We start from the raw sequence: 17,050 nt of genomic DNA, 5'->3' as shown, positions 1-17,050 counted from the left end.
TTTTAACAAAAGTTAAGATAATGACTGATTTAAATTTAAATTGATAGCTTAAAAAAGTATGAAAATTTTATTTGCAGGGAATATTGCTAATGTAGGTTATCTAAATTGTAAGTATTTACAAAAAATAGGTATCTCTGCAGATTTGCTAATGGAGTCAAATCCACCTAGTGTGTATGATCCATTAAAAACTGATTCTAGTTTGAACGGGAAATATCCTGATTGGATAAAATTTTATCAGCAAGGTAAATCAGGTTGGAAAAGAAGAATTCTAAAGATTATGCAGGATAAAAAATATGATCTAATACAATCTCAATATGATTTTACAATTTTTGCATATATTTCAAGAAAAAAGTATGTTCCTCAAATTGTAGGAAGCGACCTAAGTGAAATAGCATTTTCTAATTCACTTAGAGGCATATTAATGAAAAGAGCACTAAGAAAACCTAAAACAATATTTTTCACTACGCCACCAGACAAGGTTTTATTACAAAAATTAAATATTCATACAGGTATTTTTGTTCCAATCATGTGGGATACAGATTATTTTAAACCAGATGATTCAAATTTGAATAACAACTCAACTTTGACAATTTTTCATCCTACAAATCTTAATTTTAAATTTAAGGGAAATAATATTTTAATTGAAGCTTTTGCAGAATTTATAAAAAATTCACCGGATTCTATTTTGACAATTATTGATAGAGGTGTTGATTCAGAAAATACACATAGGCTTGTTGAAAGATTGAGATTAAAAAATAATGTTAAATTCATCAAAGGCCCTTTAAATTATGAAGAATTAAGATGGCAATATATCCATGCTGACATAATAGCTGATCAATTTATTTTATCTGGATTGGGAGGTATTGGTTGTGAATCATTAGCATGTGGTAAACCACTTTTGGTAAATTGCCCTCCAGATATCTATGAAAATTTACATGATGAAGATCCACCAGTATTGCATTGCAAAAATCACAAAGATATTTTGAAGAATTTACAGGTTTTAAAAGATAAAGAATTCAGAAAAAATATAGGGAAAAGAGGAAGAGAATGGGTAGTTAAGCATCATTCTCCAAAAAGCATTATTTTCAAAAGTATTTCAATTTATAAAAAAATTATCGATGGAGGAAATGTAAATAAAATTTCATAACTTATTTTTATAATAAATTTGGCTTTGATATGCTAATATACTAATAGTTATTTAAAATATCCAAACTATGAATTTGGATTGTGAATTCAGTTGTAAACATTATTTTGAAGTTTTAACTTTATTAAAACAAGAATATTTTATTGGTACTGTTGGAGAATATAATAAACTCAAACAATATAAAAAATTTTTAATTTTACGTCATGATGTCGATATTTCATTAGATTATGCGTTAAAGATGGCAAAGTTGGAAAAGGAACATGGTTTAAGAGCTACATATTTCATTTTATTACATAGTAGCTATTACAATGCACTTTCAAAGTCAAATACAAAAATAATCAAAGAAATATCAGATTTGGGACATGAGATTGGATTACACTATGATACAGATTTTTTTCCAGAATCATCTAAAGAAGAAATTCATATTATAAAAAAGGAAATTGAAATGTTAGAACTCATAATTCAAAAAAAAATTTTTTCTGTTTCACAGCATGTTCCATCAGAAACAAGAGAAATTTTTATAAATTTAAAAAATGAAGGGTTTATTGATTCAAGAGATCCTGAAATCCTAAAACAAACAAAATACATTAGTGATAGTGGTCGTTATTGGCGAGAAGGATGTATGTGTAAACATATCAATAAACATGAAAAATTACAGATCCTCACTCATCCTATTTGGTGGGTTAATGACTATAAATCAACAGATCTTGCATTTAAAGAATTAAAAAAAGATGAGGAAAAAAAAATAGATATGGAAATAATGCATCATAAAGCATTATTAAAAAAATACTATCAAAAGATAATGTTATAATAAATATGACCAAAATTAGATATGTTATTTTTTATTATGTGATGATCTAATTAAAATATGGAAAAAACATATTATCATTTTTTTTGTGTTAGAGATTCTGAAGATTCTATTTCAGATGTTATGGAAAGTGTAATTAATCAATCACACAAACCCAAAAAAATTTGTGTTGTCAATGACGGTTCGTCAGATAAAACAGGTCAGATTTTGGATAATTATAAAAAACAAAATCCAGAATTAATTAATGTGATTCATACAGACAGTAAAACTAGAGATTATTCTAGAATTCCAACATTATGGAATATGTGTTTAACAAAAGATTATGATTTTCATATGATTGGCGCAGGTGATGTAGTTTATGAAAATGACTATGTCAAAAAATTAATAAATGAATTTGAAAAAAATCCAAAATTAGTAATTTGTTCAGGTGATCATATTCCATTTAAAACAAAAGTTCCTCATGGAGGAGGCAGATTGGTTAAACAGTCATTCTTTTTCAAAAATTATGACAAATACTATGAAATTATGGGATATGAATCAGAAATACTTTACAGAGCCTTATTACAAGGATATGAAATTCGAGTATTCAAGAATGCATTGTTAGAACATAGAGAAGAATTGGGTCATGGGCATAATTTTGAAGAATTCGGCAGAGGAATGAAAGCATTAGGATATCATCCACTTTTTGTTATAGGTAGATGTTGTATGGAATTATTGAAAAATAAAGCAATTCATCACAAAGGTGTATTCAATATGTTTTGGAAATATTTAACATACAAACCTGCTAAGAGTGGATATTTTTCTTCATTTCCTAAAGAAATAAGAAATGATATTCGTGACTATCAAAAACAACTAATTATTAAATTTCTCAAAACAAATATTTTTTATAATTTCCAAAAGAAATCATATTCATAAATATTAGAAATAGTCAATAATTCAAAACTTGAGATGATTAAAGTAGCTTATCTGTTGAAACCATCTCTTTTGTAATAAATAATCTATACCAAATTTCAAAAGAGATTACATGAAGTAATTTATTAATATAACGGATGTCATTTGTTTCATCAATAATTTTTAATGCAGAATTTACCCAGTTTTGTGAAACCCAGTTATCTCTAATAATTCTAGCGTCACGTAGATAACTTGAAGTTATTTCTTTTCCATAAATATTCCAAAAAGAAGAAAAATTTGGAGTGAATCCTTTTTTGGTTGAATCAAGAGAGATATTTTTATTGTTTAAAATTTCTCTCAGAATTAATTTTCCCATATTAGTTTTTTTGTCAAATTTTTTTTCTATTGGAATAGAACTAGAATATTGAATTAAATCAGAATCAAGCATTGGTGAAAATCCTTCTAAATCAAGATAAGAATAAATTTTTGAATAAGAAGGCATCCAATCAAACATTAGTTTCCCCATATAATCTGCAAGAAAAACTTGTTCTAATGGAGTTAATTTATTATTAAAATATGGTTTAAAAATTTTGTAAATTTTTTCCCATGAGAAATTTAATTTTTTACCAAATATTTTTTCTTGATCAGGTACCCAATCTCGATTATGACATTCTAAATATGATTTTACTCTTTCTTTCCAAGAAAAAGAGTTTTGCATAATTTCAAGAAATTTTGAATATCTAAAAGTATAACCTCCAAATATTTCATCAGATCCATCCCCTGTTAATAAAAAATTAGATTTTTCCTTGGCTTTTTTTGCTACAGCATACCAATAATAATTAATTTTAGGTTCTTGAATTATTGAAATTTGTTCAGGTAAATTATTCATAAAGTTAGTAAAAATGACTGATTCGAAACCAATATCAAATTTTTGAGAAATTTCTTTTGCTTTTTCTACATCATAATCATTTTCATCAAAACCAAAACTAATTGCATTAATAATTAATTCTGGAAATAATTCTTTAACTAGAGATAAAACAGTTATAGAATCAATTCCACCGCTTAAAGCTATACAGATATTTTTTGGGTTTTTTTTGTTAATGAATTGAGTTATAGAATTTTTTAGAAGAAATTCAACTTGTGATGTATGATCAATATTTAATTTAGAATTAAAATCTGAAGGTTTCATTTTAGGCAAAAAGAAATTTTTAGAGGGACTATATCGTAATGTAAGAATATTTGTTATTTTTTCTATTTGTAATTCATCCATTTGCATGATTAAAAAATAATCATTTTCTACTTATATTATAATTCATATATTCAAAAACTAGTATATTTTCATATATACGTAAAAAAAATTTACACTCTATTATTAACATTGTAATTAGTATTAATTTTTTGTTGGATAAAAATTTCATTAGACGACGATGGTTTGACTTTAGACAGGGTCATAGTTATTATTTGATTTTTGCTCTATCATTTGCAAACTTTATTTTAATTTTTTACAGGTTATTAATAGAACAAATTCCAGAATTAAATGAGATTTTTTCTAGTTTATGGATTTTTGTAGTGGTTTTTATTTTATTATATATCCCTATAGCAATTGGAATAGGTGCTTGGCATAGAAAAACACAATTAAAAATTGAGGCAGATGTATCATTAAAACAAAGTCCGTTGTTTTGTAGAGTTTTAGGAACAATTATTGACATTCAAATGGGAACAGCAACAAAGGAAGAAATTCAAGAATTACGAAAAATGCTTAAAAAAATTGAATCAGGTCAAGGTCAAAGTAATTAATTTCTTAACATAATTGATTTTTGAACTATTTTTCTGAAGCATAATCTTTGTTTACTTCATAAACAAATACACCAATCATAGGACCATTTTTTGCATTAATTACACTTGGTGACGCATAAACAAATTTGAAAGGGCCATCTCCATCAGCAAGATATTTTATTTCAGGAGTAAGAATTTCTGTAAATCCAGGTAAAAATATTTCAGATTGTTGTTGAGTTTGGAAATTATGATAAGCTAGAATAGTAAAAGGAATCATTTTACCAAGCAATGTTTCATTCCAAAAATAATCGGTTCCACTAATACCATCTACATGGACATATTTTTCCACCGGTTCTTCTGCAATTCTCATAAACCATTGTTTTTTAGATTCATCTCCACCTCCGCCTAATATGTAAAGTGGCATTCCTTCATGATCTACATTTAATTTTTCACCTGCAATGAACATAACAATATAATCAGCTCCCATTTCATTTAGCATATGCCAACTTTCATCAGGCGTAGCTAGGAAAGATTTTGCAATGTTTTGTATTCGTTTTGTATCTATTGTTGCATTATCTGCTAGTGTGGATCTTTCAGAGAGCGTAGTTATCCAATAGCCATAATCCCACCATGCAGCCACGACAGAGTCTTTTGGCGTATTTAACTTAATCCACTCTAGAGAATCTTTCCAATCATCTGTTGCCACTTGGAATTGAGTACCACCAGTCAAAATTGTTGGTGGGACATCAGAGAGTGTAATCCAGTTGCCATTAGCAGGTAACACTAACGGAACCATGAGAATAATTATAATTCCGACAAAATAAAGAATTTGTATAGGTTTTGTAAATTTAGAAACAGTAGTTGTATTTTTCTTAAAAGATTCTTTTGTAAGAATAGATAATCCTATTGAAGAAAGAAGTATTATTGAGATTGATGCAAATACTTCCAATCTTACAAAGGCAGAACTAACATAAACTCCTGTTATTGCAAAAATCAACACAAATGTTATCGAGTCATTTTTTAGGAAAGATCCAATATTTGTGATATTTTTTGATATGATAAACCAAATACCAATACCAGAAAATATCATTAAAACAGAGTGAAATAGAAATGATTGTTCTATAGCTGTGGTAGCATGCTCAGAAACTGAGTCAACTAGTGGGTTTGTTGTTGTTAAAAATGGATTAATTGCATTAAGATAACGATATGAAGGTAATGGTAAAAAATTTGATTCTGCATTTATAGTTATTAAAAAGGAACCCACTAAAATTACAGAGATCAATAAAAGCAATCCATTTTTTAGTTTATTTTCTTCTTTACTCATTTTTTGTACAAAAATACATACAACTAGGAAAAGATTTGGAACAATTAATGCAAATCCACCTAAACCAAATACAAAATTTAAACCAGGCCTCTCAAACATACTTGTCACTAAGAGAAATGTTGCAGTGAATAACGGAATACTCCAAATTAAAAATTTATGATCTTTTCTAACAAAAGGTAAAGCTAAAATAAATAATCCAACAGGTATAATTAAAAATTGGATTCCTCCCCAAGATGCCAACCCAAAACTCATCAATATTCCTCCAGAAATAACTTTCAAAATTGCAATCTTTTTATTTTTAGACTTTATGCCACTCAAAAAGAAATAGAGTCCCAATAATCCATAAAATATTCCCAGTGGTTCTGATTTGAACCATCCTAATGTTCCTCTCAAGATGATTGGTAATGAGACGGAAAATAGTAACGCTGCAAAGAGACCTGCTGTAGTTCCACTTAAGACTCTAACTAGTGCAAAAATTACCACTACCGTTAGTGAGCCAATAACCACAGGAAATAAAATTGTAAAATCATATAATGATAAATTGCCACCAAAAATTTCATAAGTTATAGCTGCTGTTGTATGTAACATTACTTGTGAACTTGCTGATACATTACGCCCTTCTGGATACCAGCTCAAATCATCGTGCCACTGGAAATATTCAGAAATACCATTTTCTACAATAAATTGTGTAGCACGGAAATTAAAAAAAGGATCAAATTCATTTAGTTCAAATCCATATTCCGCAGGTTGATAGCGAATTAGAAAAGAGATAGAAAATGCTAGAATTAATATTCCAATTATTAGTAGATGCCTTACCTCAAAATCAAAAAATTTTATTTTAAATAATTGAGATTGTAGAATCAACAAATTCGTTTGAAACTAAATGGTTATTATTCTTTTGAAAAAAAATAATAAATTTTTTAAAAATTAGATTTACATTGTTGCTTGTGCGGCATCATGAAACATCTGACTCTTTGCACAGCCAGCTGCAAGTTCATCACCTGCACCGCGTCTCATAAGACCTCTGTATAGACCATCTTCTAATTTAACGCCTTCTCGTTCTTCCCATTCCTCTACAGTAATCGAATATTTCTTTTGGATTCTATCTCTATACCATTCTGGAATTACATTGAATGCACAAAATGGAACTATTCTGAGGTCTGGAGTAAGATAGTGAATATCACATCTTTGAAGTCTTTCCAAATCTTCGTTGTATTTATCTTGAAAGTGCATCATACCAAGGAATAATCCTTTGACATGCCATGAACCAACTGAATCAAATGATCTCTTCATGAGAATATTTCCAAACATTTTTGCTAGATCTAATCCTGCTGGTTGTTTCTTTGTGTCAACAAAGCCCTTAAGTTTTCTTACAACTTCAAGCATTGTAAAGTACTTGTTTTTACCAGAACGAATCTCTTCTGCTTTATCTTCAAATAATTCCAACATCCCTTGAATATCACAAAATTTTGTTAATGGAACAAACTTCTTTGTATCTGCATCTTCAAAGATGTATGTTCCTGCACCACAAGCAAAGTGAATCGACAATTCGTATTTAGGTTTGCTTGAGAATGCTTCAATTACATTAGTCAGTGGCATGCAACTTGGGACTGGGAACCAGTCATCAACGGTTACTTCACCGTTTGTTTGCTCTTCAATTCTTTGAACACAGTCAGGAACTGTGATTCTATATTTTTCACGTTCTCCTTTACCCATTCTTCCAGTTAGTGATACTGGTTGAAAGTTCACAGCATGAACTACATCCATATTCTTTTGTGCATATCTAATAATTCCACCCAATTCATGATCATTAATTGATTTGATCACTGTTGGAACGAATACTACAGTAGTTCCAGTTTTTCTGCAACTATCAAGTGCATATGGAATCTCCCAGTGATTCTTTGGATTGGTTCTTGCAGTTACACCATCAAAAGATAGATACAAGTTGTTACATCCTGCTAATCTTACTTCTCTTGCAGCTTCTGGATCCATTGCATGTCGGATTCCATTGGTATTCATTTGGATGTGGTCTACACCTTCTTCTTTCATTATTTTAATAACATCAGCAATGTCTTCTCTAAGCATTGGTTCACCACCAGTAATCTGCATAGAGTTTCCTGGAATTGGTCTTTCAGCTCTTAGTGTTTTCATCATTGCTCTAACTTGTGTATGATCTGGCTCATACATGTAAGCACCTTCTAGGCCTTTCTTTACATAGAAAAAGCAATACCAGCATGTTAAATCACATCTGTTAGTTACGATCATGTTTGCTAATCCGCTGTGAGACAGGTGGTTTGAACATAATCCACAGTTATTTGGACATGAACACTTGTCAATCATTACATTTGGAGAATGAGCACCTTTACCATCCATCCAATATGTACTGAATTTTTTATACATTTCATAAGAGCCAAAATACAACTCCTCACATTCACCGTGAGTTGGGCATACTTTAGACATGAAGACCTTATTATCTCTCTCAAAGACCTCTGCATCCAAAATCATGTTACAGTCAGGGCATATACTTTGAGTGAATCTAATTGTGGACTTTTTTCCTAAATTTTTACTTGATTGATTTGATATTTGAATTAGTGCCATACTACAATTATCATTTTTCTGAGATGATATATAATGCATTTCATACTATGCCTAGGGTGGAATTTAGTAATCAGGCATACCTGATTTAAATACGAAAACTGATCGACTAGATCGCATATGAGTATATCTGATAATACAAGAAAAGCCTTAGAAAAAATTGGCCTAACAAGTTATGAGATCAGGACATTCTCTACTCTACTTAAATCAGGAGAATTAACTGCATCAGATCTTAGTCAAAGATCAGGAGTGCCATACTCAAAAATTTACGAAGTGTTGGGAACTCTTGAAGATAAAGGTTGGATTGGTTCTGATGATTCTAGACCAACAAAATACTTTCCAAAATCACCATCTACAGGACTAGAAACTACAAAACAAAAAATGGAGAACGATTTTTCGATTAATCAAAATGTGATTTTAAATGAGTTGGTTCCACTATATGAAAAAAGTGGGACTAGTGAAAGACCAGATATTTGGGTACTTTCTGGTGCAGTGAATATTGCTGCAAAAATTTTAGAAATGGTAGAGATTTGCAGGAATGAAGTAATGATTGCATTACCTGAAGCAGGAGTGGATCTAGTAAAACAGGCATTACCAAAATTAAGATCATTGCATGATAAAGGAGTTAACATTACAATACTCACATCAGATAAAATGGATAAAGAGTCAATCAAGGCAATTAAAAGAGTGGCAACTGTAACAATCAAAAAAGGCTTGTTTGGTGGAGGGATAATATCTGACAAAAGATATGTAGTAATTTTATTAGGTCCAGAAATTGGTGGTGTGAATACTTCTGAAGTTGTTGCAATTTGGGCAGATCATGCAGGATTAGCAGGATTTGCACGTCAATACTTCGAATATTTATTAAAAGATTCAAAGAAGGTATAATATGGACAGTATAGATGAAGAGACTCTCTTTGTAGGAACTGCTGAAGCAGAACATGTGGAGATGTATCTAAAAGCAATTTGGCATATCAAAGAAAAAGGAGAAGATGTTAAAATTAGTACAATTGCAAAAATGCTCAATGTTAGACAACCTAGTGTTGTTCAGATGCTAAAAAAATTAAACAATAAAAATTTAGTAAATTACAACAAAGCAGGAGTTAAACTTACAGAAGATGGTGAACGAATAGGTGCAAGTATGATGAGAAACAGTAGATTATTAGAAGTACTAATGGATAGTGCATTAAAAGTAGAGATAGATGAAGAAATGGTTTGTGGTATAGAGCATCATATGAACAAACAGTTTACAGATGCTCTTTGTACAATGTTAAAGCATCCAAGAAAATGTCCACATGATCATGAAATTCCAATTGGTCAATGCTGTAAATCAGGATAACCATCCCAAAAGTTATATCTTCTTAGAAATTATATTTGATCATGGCATGTTTTTGTGGCTGTGAAACATATGAAAAAAATGATGACGGATTCAAGATTGCATGTGTAACATGTGGACATGGACCTCAAAATCATGATGAAGAATTTAGAGCTTCTGCAAGAAGAAATGAATCACAAAGTCAAAAACGTGATGCAGATTTTGGATAACTATTCTCCAATTATTTTAACTAAAACTCTTTTTGATCTTTTACCATCAAATTCCCCGTAGAAAATTTGTTCCCATGGTCCAAAATCTAACTTGCCATTTGTAATTGCAATAACTACTTCTCTCCCCATAACTTGTCGTTTTAGATGAGCATCTGCATTGTCCTCACCAGTTTTGTTGTGTTCATACTTACTAGTTGGTTCATGTGGTGCCAAACCTTCTAACCATTTTTCATAATCATGAAGTAAACCACCTTCGTTGTCATTAATGAAAACACTAGCAGTGATATGCATTGCATTTACAAGGCAAAGACCCTCTTGGATTTTGCTTTTTGTAACTAATTTACTTACATGTTCTGTGATATTTACAAAGGCTCTTCGTGTTTTAACTTCAAATGTTAGATATTCTGTTAGGGATTTCATAGTTTTTCAATGAGAATCATCCATTAAAAACTAAGACAGGCTCAGAACTCAAGATCCTCATCATCAATCAAAGGGATATATTCATCACAGCCTGCAAGCCATATTTTAGTCAGATTCCTATTGAGTCTTTCAAGAAGCTTGATAAATGGCTATTAGTTTAATCATTCAAAATGGTCACAATTGACACACCAGCTTCATTGGAAAATTTTAGAAGATTCATCATTTCAAGTACATGTAAATCTTATGCGCCACGGAGTTATTTGGAAGATTTTGAAGTGTTTGCAGAAAGAGGAGATGATCTAGGTGCAATTTATGTAGAAGCGGCTGATAAAGTGACTTTGAAAAAGATTAGAGACATTACATTTGTTAATGCAAGGGATGTTCTTGGAATAATTTATAATTCAAAAAGTGGAAATACGGCACTAAAATGGCGTCAAATTAGAAGAAATAACGGTAAAGTCACTGGAGAAGCATCTGCAAACTCTCTTACAAATCTCTCCGAATCAGGTGTTCTTACTTTAGATTGGGTTGAAAACTATCTAAAGAAAAAATCTGAGGAAGCAAAAACAAGCTAAATTTTTTTCTTCTTATAGGATTTAGCATATCATGATTACAAAGATTATAGATGATAATTCAATTTCTGTCATTCCAGAAGATTCAGAAGATCTCTTGAATTTACGTCGCATAATTAAGGAAAATGATAAAGTAATTGGCGATACAACAAGGGTGCTAAAACAAGAAAAGGATTATTCAAGACCTGATAAAGGTGAAAGAATCAAAATAAGAATTGCATTAGTAGTAGAAAAAATTTCATTAGATGGTGTGTTAGATAGACTGAGGGTTGGTGGAACAATTTCTGAATCAAGTAATGAATCAGTACCACATGGATCACACCATTCATTTATTTTAAAAATAAATGACGGAATTACAATTTCAAAGAAAAAATGGTTACTAATAGAAAAAGAACTTTTAGAGTCATCTAACAATCAAGTTAGTTTTGTTCTTGTAGCTATTGATACAGCTGATTGTGGAATTGCAAGGTTACGAGGAACTCATTTAGAATTTATGCCAAATATTTATTCTGGTTCTGGCGGAAAAAGATACAAAACTAGTTTTAATATTGAGAAATTTTTTGAGCAAACCCAACAAGCAATATCTTCTATTTTTAGAGAAGGGGATATAATAGTAATTTTTGGTCCTGGTGAAACAAAAAAACGATTTGCAAATTTTCTTCAAAAATCACAAAAATATAAGATTCAAGTTGTAGAAGGGATTGATTCTGGTGGAGAAGATGGGATTTATACATTTACAAAATCTCAAGCAATGCATGAAATAATGTCAGATAGTAAATTATCAAAGGTTGCATCAATTATAGATGAAATAATGATTCTTGCAAATAAAAAGAGTCGAAAATTTTCAATGGGATATAATGAAACTTTTAATGCAAATCAAATTGGAGCAGTTGAATCCCTAGTATTTTCAGATAAAGCTATTCAAGATAATGATGAACAACAAATTATTGACTTTCTAAATGACGCTGAAAGTAAAGGTGTGAAAATTTACAGTGTTGATTCGTCTACAGATATAGGGCTAAGAGTTACGGGTTTAGGTGGAATAGTTTCATTGTTGCGATATTCTATAGAACATTAGTTGGTGGATTCTATTAACCAATTCATATATGGCTTGTTAATAGAAGTAACATCGATTTCTGCAATTTCAGGGATATTATATGGATGAGTTTCTTTAATTTTCTTTTTTAGAAGAGTTTTATTTTTTGTAATGGATTTGAATATTGCAAGATATTCAGATGTATTTTCTATTTTATCATTCCAAGAATAAACTGAAGAGATTTTTGAAATATTAACACATGCTACTAACTTACTTTTTACAAGGTTATTTGCAATTTTTAAAATTGATTTTTTGTTAGGATATGTCGAGATAATTATCACGGGTTTCATAGTAACCGATAAATGTCCGTACTTTAAAAAATTAACAATTAGTTTGGAACTTGATTTTATTACTCAAAATTCGATAATCTATGTCTTAATAGCTTGGGTAATAATAGTTGTAATTGCAAAAGCTCTTAAACTAGAAAAGTATGGTTTTGAGATAAAATCCTATAGTCTGGTATACAAAAACAAGGGAATTAATTCAGCTCTATTAAAAATCCTAGGGAGAACAAAAAGGGGTATCAGGGTTTTTGCTGATACAAGTGTAATTGCAGGTTTCTTAATGATGGGTTTTGCTTTTTGGTTTTTGTTAAATAACGTCTCAAACTTTTTTGTAGCACAAACTGATTTTCAAGCATTAACTGTACTTATCCCAGGAGTTACATTGACTTCTGCATCATCAATTGCATATTTTTTACTTTCAATTCCAATAGTATTAGTTGTGCATGAAGGAGCACATGGAATTGTAGCTGCTCTGGAAAAAATAAAGATTAAGACTGGAGGCTTTGCGATATTTATTGCAATGTTTGCAGGATTTGTAGAGCCTGATGAAGAAGAATTTGAAAAAGCCAAAAAAATTTCAAAATTAAGAGTTATTGGTGCAGGGGCAACATCAAATGTAATTTTTGCATTTGTGTTGGGTGCCATTCTATTAACAAATCCATTTTTTGCCATGGTATTACCTGAACCTCTCCTAAGTATATTCTATGAATTACCTCAAGGAGTTTTGATATTATCAATCATAGAAAACTCAGGAGCTGAGCAAGCAGGATTACTTGCAAATGACATCATTACTTCAATTAACGGGATACCGATTCACAGCCCTGTTGATTTTCCCAGTTTGAATCCGGGAGAAACTGCAAGTGTTACCGTTCTTAGAGACGGTCAAACATTAGAATTTGGTCTAGAAGTAATGCCATCTCCTGAAGATCCTGAGAGAGGGTTGATAGGAATAATGAGAGATAACTCTTTTGCATACAAACCTGTGATGAATTTCATTGAGTGGAATGATCCAAATGTTTCAATGTTTTTGCTATGGCTATGGATGATTTCATTTTTTATAGGAATAATCAATATGCTTCCTTTACCAATATTAGATGGTGGGAAATTCATTCATACTATTATTGATAAAAGAGCTTCAGATAAAACAATCAATATTGTAATGTGGGGAATTTATGCAGGTACCTTTGCCTTGTTCGGTCTTAATATTGCACTGTCATATTTGAAATCCGGATGGTTTACAATATAGAAAATACATAAAGGTAGCTTAGTTCGTTATACATACTCAAGTGTAAAATAATTAATTTTAAATTTTATGGAAATTTAGAGGCAATTCTAAGTCTTCAGGCTAAGAATTACTATTTACAAACTCAGCTAGTATTACTTGGTCTTTTGCAATATTCTCTTTATGTATTGTAACTTTATTTTTTAAAATCCATTATGGGTTTTAAAATATCTCGGCTAGTTAATCCTATTTCCAGAAAACATATCCAGTATCTAAATAAAGGCATGCCACAAATCAAGGGGTATTTACATATAATCTGCCATCTAACATAAGCCATGTCAACTGTAATACAATACAAACATGACCAGATACCAAACAAATTAGTTTCTCTGGTTGAGTGTGAGGCCAAAAACCCACCAACTAGTAGTGTTATTGCAATAGATATGGTGGGGTTGACGTGGATATTTGAGGAGAGTAGTTGAACATGGGTAAAAAGTATCAAGTAGTTGCAAAGTATGATGATCATATTATAGTTATTGATACAGATTGTCACTTTAGGGATTTTAGTAGCCAAAAAATAATTTTTACGTGATAAATTATTTAAAATGTAGAATCTGCAATTTTTCTAAAGGATTATGATATACTGATCAATAGACTAAAGAATCATTAATGGAAAAAAATACATAAATTTATGAAATGTGATAGATGTGAAAATCTCGCAGTATATACAAGAAAATATTCAGGTGAAAAATTATGTTCAAAATGTTTCTCAAATTCATTAGTAAGAAAAACTGCTAAAACTATCTCAAAATATAACATGATTCAATATAATGAATTAGTTGCAGTTGCAGTATCTGGCGGAAAGGATTCCTTAGCATTACTAAAAATCATTAATGAAATGGCATCAACTCATAATTTTAAAATTAAAGCAATCACAATAGATGAGGGTATTCCAGGATATAGAAATGAGGCATTAGAAATTGTTGAAAAATTTTGTAATGAATTAAATGTAGAGCATAAAGTTTACGCCTACAAAGATCTATTTGAATTGACACTTGATGAGACATTAGAATTAAGAGATAATAAAAAAACTTCATCATGTTCAATTTGCGGTACACTCAGAAGAAGAGCAATTGACTTTGCAGCAAAAGATATTGGGGCAGATGTGATTGCAACAGGTCATAATTTAGATGATACACTACAAACATTTGTGATAAACATGCTTTCAGGAGATATAACAAAAATTGGTTGGATGGATCCTGACACATCTTTAAATACTTTAAGAAAAATAAAACCATTTTGCGAGATATACGAATCTGAAATAGTTTTTTATGCATTTACAAATGACATGCCATTTCAATCTGAACCTTGTCCACACATGAATGAAGGAATCAGAACGGAAATTCGTGAATTTCTAAATTCATTGGAAAATCAGCATAGTGGAATCAAAAATAATATGTATCAGTCAATTCTTAAAGTATCTCAAATTGTAAAGAATTCAGATTTCAAACAAAAAACAATATGTAAAAGATGTGGAAATGAGTGTACCGGAAATGTATGCTCAGTTTGTACTATGATTTTAAAACTAAAAGAAAATCAAACCTAATGCAAATATAACAATACTTTCTAAAGAAAAATGGTAGTAGGTAAGATCAGGGTGCCAGCCGTGCCCTATTCTGAAACCGGCTATATGCAGAGATCAGTAACTGTTGGGTAAATCTCTAGATGGATAATTCCCGCTGGGTGTGCGGAAATGAAATCACGCCGAGGCGGGTGGTTGCAGGACTAGAAATATTCGAAGGAATAACTTCTAAGACCGAACTATCGAAAGGGATGAGGTCCGGGAGGGAACAATCCTAAGGTGGAGCATCCACGCTTCCTCGTCAACGTGGCGGATCTTGTATGCCTTGAAATGGGGCTATTCGTCTAGACTGGAACCAACAGATCTACTACCATTTATAATCAAAATTAAATTTACATACTTGTAGAAGAAATGATCTCATTTGGAAACAAAAGAAGTTACGAGGATTTTAAGAAACAGATCCCAACTTCAGTGTTACCACTTTTTAATGCAATTAGAGAATTTTGCTTCTCGTTAGATGATAAAGTAGTAGAAGATGTAAGGATGCATAGAGTTGTTTTTTGTAAATCAATAACATTCAGATGGTTTGTAGATGTAGAACCTGAAAGAGATGGAGTAATAATCAAAATTCAGAAAAGTAGAAAGGAACCAATACAGATTATTCAGATCAAAAAAGAACAAAAAATTTCAGAGTTCAGTCAAACAATAAAAGATGCATTCGAAGAAATTCATTAATATAAAACATCAAATGTCGAAAATTCATTAGTAAATTTCTCGTTACGTATATTGACATCCTCAACTCTTGCATTAGCTGGTCCTCCGTGAGCCCACTCAACAAGTCTGCTAACTTTGTCTTCATCTCCTTCTAAAACAGCTTCAACACGACCATCTTTGAGATTTTTAACCCATCCAAAAACATCATTTTTCTTGGCCATTACTTTTAGTGTCTGACGGAAAAAAACACCTTGTACTTTACCAGTCACAAAAAGTCTAATGCGCTGTTTAGACATTAAAGTTATTTTTCCAAAAGGTATTAATCAATTTTAGGATAAAACTACTTTCTTTCTTTAATTCTAGCTCTACCAGTTTTTCTAGCAGCAATGCTACCTACCTTTGCACCAGGAGGTGCATCTCTAGAAACTGTTGAACTTTGTCCCACGTGTTGATGACGACCACCACCGTGTGGATGAACATAAGCTGCTTGAGCAACACCTCTAACAATTGGATACTTCTTTCCTTTAGCTCTGAAGCTACGCCATTTATTACCTGCACTCATAAAGAATCGTTCAGTAGCTCCACCGCCAGCAAGAGTGCCAATCATTGCTCTATTTTTTGGGTTTAACGTAGTAAATTTGCCAGAAGGTAATTTTACAGTAACACCACCATCTCCATGAGAAAAAACAGTAGCGTTAGTACCTGCAGACTTGACTATAGCACCACCATCTCCAAAATGCTTTTCAATATTACATACAATAGTTCCATCAGGAATATTTTGGATGCTAATTACATTTCCATTTTCTATTTCTGATTTTAATCCAAATTGTAAAACTTCACCTACTCTAGCTCCAAGTATTGCTGGAACAAACGAAACAGAACCATTCTCAAATCTAATTTTTGCTAATGGTGCTTCTCTACCACGTTCATGAACTAGATCGATAATTTCACCTTTGTGTTGCTCTGCTAGTGGAAAACGAGGGTAATTTGCTTTTGAGCCTACTTTACCAGTGGATGTGGATCTAAATTGATGTCCTCCACGCCCACGCCTTCGTACTAATGGTCTCTTACCCAAGT

At 31.1% G+C, this 17,050-nt stretch carries 19 protein-coding genes and 1 other RNA gene; 13 read left to right on the top strand and 7 right to left on the bottom strand.

Annotated elements, in window-relative coordinates; all coding sequences use genetic code 11:
• The first annotated feature begins 58 nt into the window (after nt 1-58).
• The 3 genes from OEM44_03095 (at nt 59) to OEM44_03085 (ending at nt 2,867) form a co-directional block, all read left to right on the top strand.
• Nucleotides 59-1,147, top strand: coding sequence for a glycosyltransferase (locus tag OEM44_03095; protein MDH3515785.1), 1,089 nt, complete (start codon nt 59-61; stop codon nt 1,145-1,147).
• A gap of 67 nt (nt 1,148-1,214) precedes the next feature.
• Nucleotides 1,215-1,955 carry a hypothetical protein gene (locus OEM44_03090; GenBank protein ID MDH3515784.1) on the top strand — a complete coding sequence of 247 codons (741 nt, stop codon included), beginning with the start codon at nt 1,215-1,217 and terminating at the stop codon, nt 1,953-1,955.
• A 57-nt stretch (nt 1,956-2,012) separates the two neighbouring features.
• On the top strand, nt 2,013-2,867 hold the full coding sequence (locus OEM44_03085; GenBank protein ID MDH3515783.1) for a glycosyltransferase family 2 protein: 855 nt from the start codon (nt 2,013-2,015) through the stop codon (nt 2,865-2,867).
• 37 nt (nt 2,868-2,904) lie between these two features.
• Here OEM44_03085 and OEM44_03080 read toward each other — a convergent pair whose 3' ends face one another.
• Nucleotides 2,905-4,113 carry an asparagine synthase C-terminal domain-containing protein gene (locus OEM44_03080; protein MDH3515782.1) on the bottom strand — a complete coding sequence of 403 codons (1,209 nt, stop codon included), beginning with the start codon at nt 4,111-4,113 and terminating at the stop codon, nt 2,905-2,907.
• A 131-nt stretch (nt 4,114-4,244) separates the two neighbouring features.
• Here OEM44_03080 and OEM44_03075 point away from each other — a divergent pair, with 131 nt between their 5' ends.
• Nucleotides 4,245-4,640: a hypothetical protein gene (locus tag OEM44_03075; protein MDH3515781.1), complete on the top strand. Its 396-nt coding sequence runs from the start codon at nt 4,245-4,247 to the stop codon at nt 4,638-4,640.
• Nucleotides 4,641-4,665: 25 nt separating this feature from the next.
• Here the strand turns inward: OEM44_03075 and OEM44_03070 are convergent, their stop codons facing one another.
• Entirely contained in the window at nt 4,666-6,807 is a 2,142-nt protein-coding gene (locus OEM44_03070) for a hypothetical protein (GenBank protein ID MDH3515780.1), read from the bottom strand.
• 69 nt (nt 6,808-6,876) lie between these two features.
• A complete protein-coding gene (locus OEM44_03065) occupies nt 6,877-8,541 on the bottom strand; it encodes a radical SAM protein (protein MDH3515779.1) in 1,665 nt (554 codons plus the stop codon).
• 117 nt (nt 8,542-8,658) lie between these two features.
• On the opposite strand from OEM44_03065, the gene OEM44_03060 reads away from it, so the two are divergent.
• Genes OEM44_03060 through OEM44_03050 form a run of 3 tightly spaced genes read left to right on the top strand, consistent with a single transcriptional unit; the run spans nt 8,659 to nt 10,083 of the window.
• The gene (locus OEM44_03060; protein MDH3515778.1) at nt 8,659-9,426 is read left to right on the top strand and encodes a TrmB family transcriptional regulator; all 768 of its coding nucleotides are present in this window, start codon (nt 8,659-8,661) and stop codon (nt 9,424-9,426) included.
• 1 nt (nt 9,427) lies between these two features.
• The gene (locus tag OEM44_03055) at nt 9,428-9,877 is read left to right on the top strand and encodes a metal-dependent transcriptional regulator (protein MDH3515777.1); all 450 of its coding nucleotides are present in this window, start codon (nt 9,428-9,430) and stop codon (nt 9,875-9,877) included.
• Between the two features lie 41 nt (nt 9,878-9,918).
• Complete coding sequence (locus OEM44_03050; GenBank protein ID MDH3515776.1) at nt 9,919-10,083, top strand: hypothetical protein; 165 nt, start codon at nt 9,919-9,921, stop codon at nt 10,081-10,083.
• Here OEM44_03050 and OEM44_03045 read toward each other — a convergent pair whose 3' ends face one another.
• Nucleotides 10,084-10,503: a secondary thiamine-phosphate synthase enzyme YjbQ gene (locus tag OEM44_03045; protein MDH3515775.1), complete on the bottom strand. Its 420-nt coding sequence runs from the start codon at nt 10,501-10,503 to the stop codon at nt 10,084-10,086. It abuts the gene before it with no gap.
• A gap of 170 nt (nt 10,504-10,673) precedes the next feature.
• Here OEM44_03045 and OEM44_03040 point away from each other — a divergent pair, with 170 nt between their 5' ends.
• Together OEM44_03040 and OEM44_03035 are read left to right on the top strand one after the other, a co-directional pair.
• A complete protein-coding gene (locus OEM44_03040) occupies nt 10,674-11,078 on the top strand; it encodes a hypothetical protein (GenBank protein ID MDH3515774.1) in 405 nt (134 codons plus the stop codon).
• A gap of 31 nt (nt 11,079-11,109) precedes the next feature.
• Nucleotides 11,110-12,153, top strand: a complete 1,044-nt coding sequence (locus OEM44_03035; GenBank protein MDH3515773.1) for an mRNA surveillance protein Pelota — start codon at nt 11,110-11,112, stop codon at nt 12,151-12,153.
• Here the strand turns inward: OEM44_03035 and OEM44_03030 are convergent.
• Nucleotides 12,150-12,461 carry a divalent-cation tolerance protein CutA gene (locus OEM44_03030; protein MDH3515772.1) on the bottom strand — a complete coding sequence of 104 codons (312 nt, stop codon included), beginning with the start codon at nt 12,459-12,461 and terminating at the stop codon, nt 12,150-12,152. The two genes, OEM44_03035 and OEM44_03030, sit on opposite strands and share 4 nt — an antisense overlap.
• Nucleotides 12,462-12,504: 43 nt before the next feature.
• Between OEM44_03030 and OEM44_03025 the strand changes: the two genes are divergently transcribed.
• The 4 genes from OEM44_03025 to OEM44_03010 all read left to right on the top strand — a co-directional run bounded on the left by OEM44_03025 (nt 12,505) and on the right by OEM44_03010 (nt 15,994).
• Complete coding sequence (locus OEM44_03025) at nt 12,505-13,701, top strand: site-2 protease family protein (protein MDH3515771.1); 1,197 nt, start codon at nt 12,505-12,507, stop codon at nt 13,699-13,701.
• A 667-nt stretch (nt 13,702-14,368) separates the two neighbouring features.
• Nucleotides 14,369-15,283, top strand: coding sequence for a TIGR00269 family protein (locus tag OEM44_03020; GenBank protein ID MDH3515770.1), 915 nt, complete (start codon nt 14,369-14,371; stop codon nt 15,281-15,283).
• Between the two features lie 34 nt (nt 15,284-15,317).
• Nucleotides 15,318-15,629, top strand: an RNA gene (gene ffs / locus OEM44_03015) — signal recognition particle sRNA.
• A gap of 41 nt (nt 15,630-15,670) precedes the next feature.
• On the top strand, nt 15,671-15,994 hold the full coding sequence (locus OEM44_03010) for a DUF5655 domain-containing protein (protein MDH3515769.1): 324 nt from the start codon (nt 15,671-15,673) through the stop codon (nt 15,992-15,994).
• On the opposite strand, the gene OEM44_03005 is transcribed toward OEM44_03010, so the two are convergent.
• Both OEM44_03005 and OEM44_03000 read right to left on the bottom strand, forming a co-directional pair.
• Nucleotides 15,991-16,269 carry an acylphosphatase gene (locus tag OEM44_03005; GenBank protein MDH3515768.1) on the bottom strand — a complete coding sequence of 93 codons (279 nt, stop codon included), beginning with the start codon at nt 16,267-16,269 and terminating at the stop codon, nt 15,991-15,993. The genes OEM44_03010 and OEM44_03005 overlap by 4 nt on opposite strands.
• Nucleotides 16,270-16,313: 44 nt before the next feature.
• Entirely contained in the window at nt 16,314-17,048 is a 735-nt protein-coding gene (locus OEM44_03000) for a 50S ribosomal protein L2 (GenBank protein ID MDH3515767.1), read from the bottom strand.
• Nucleotides 17,049-17,050: the final 2 nt, after the last annotated feature.

The organism is Nitrosopumilus sp. (genome assembly GCA_029862745.1).
GTDB lineage: Archaea > Thermoproteota > Nitrososphaeria > Nitrososphaerales > Nitrosopumilaceae > Nitrosopumilus.
This window is presented reverse-complemented; position numbering and strand designations above follow the sequence as displayed.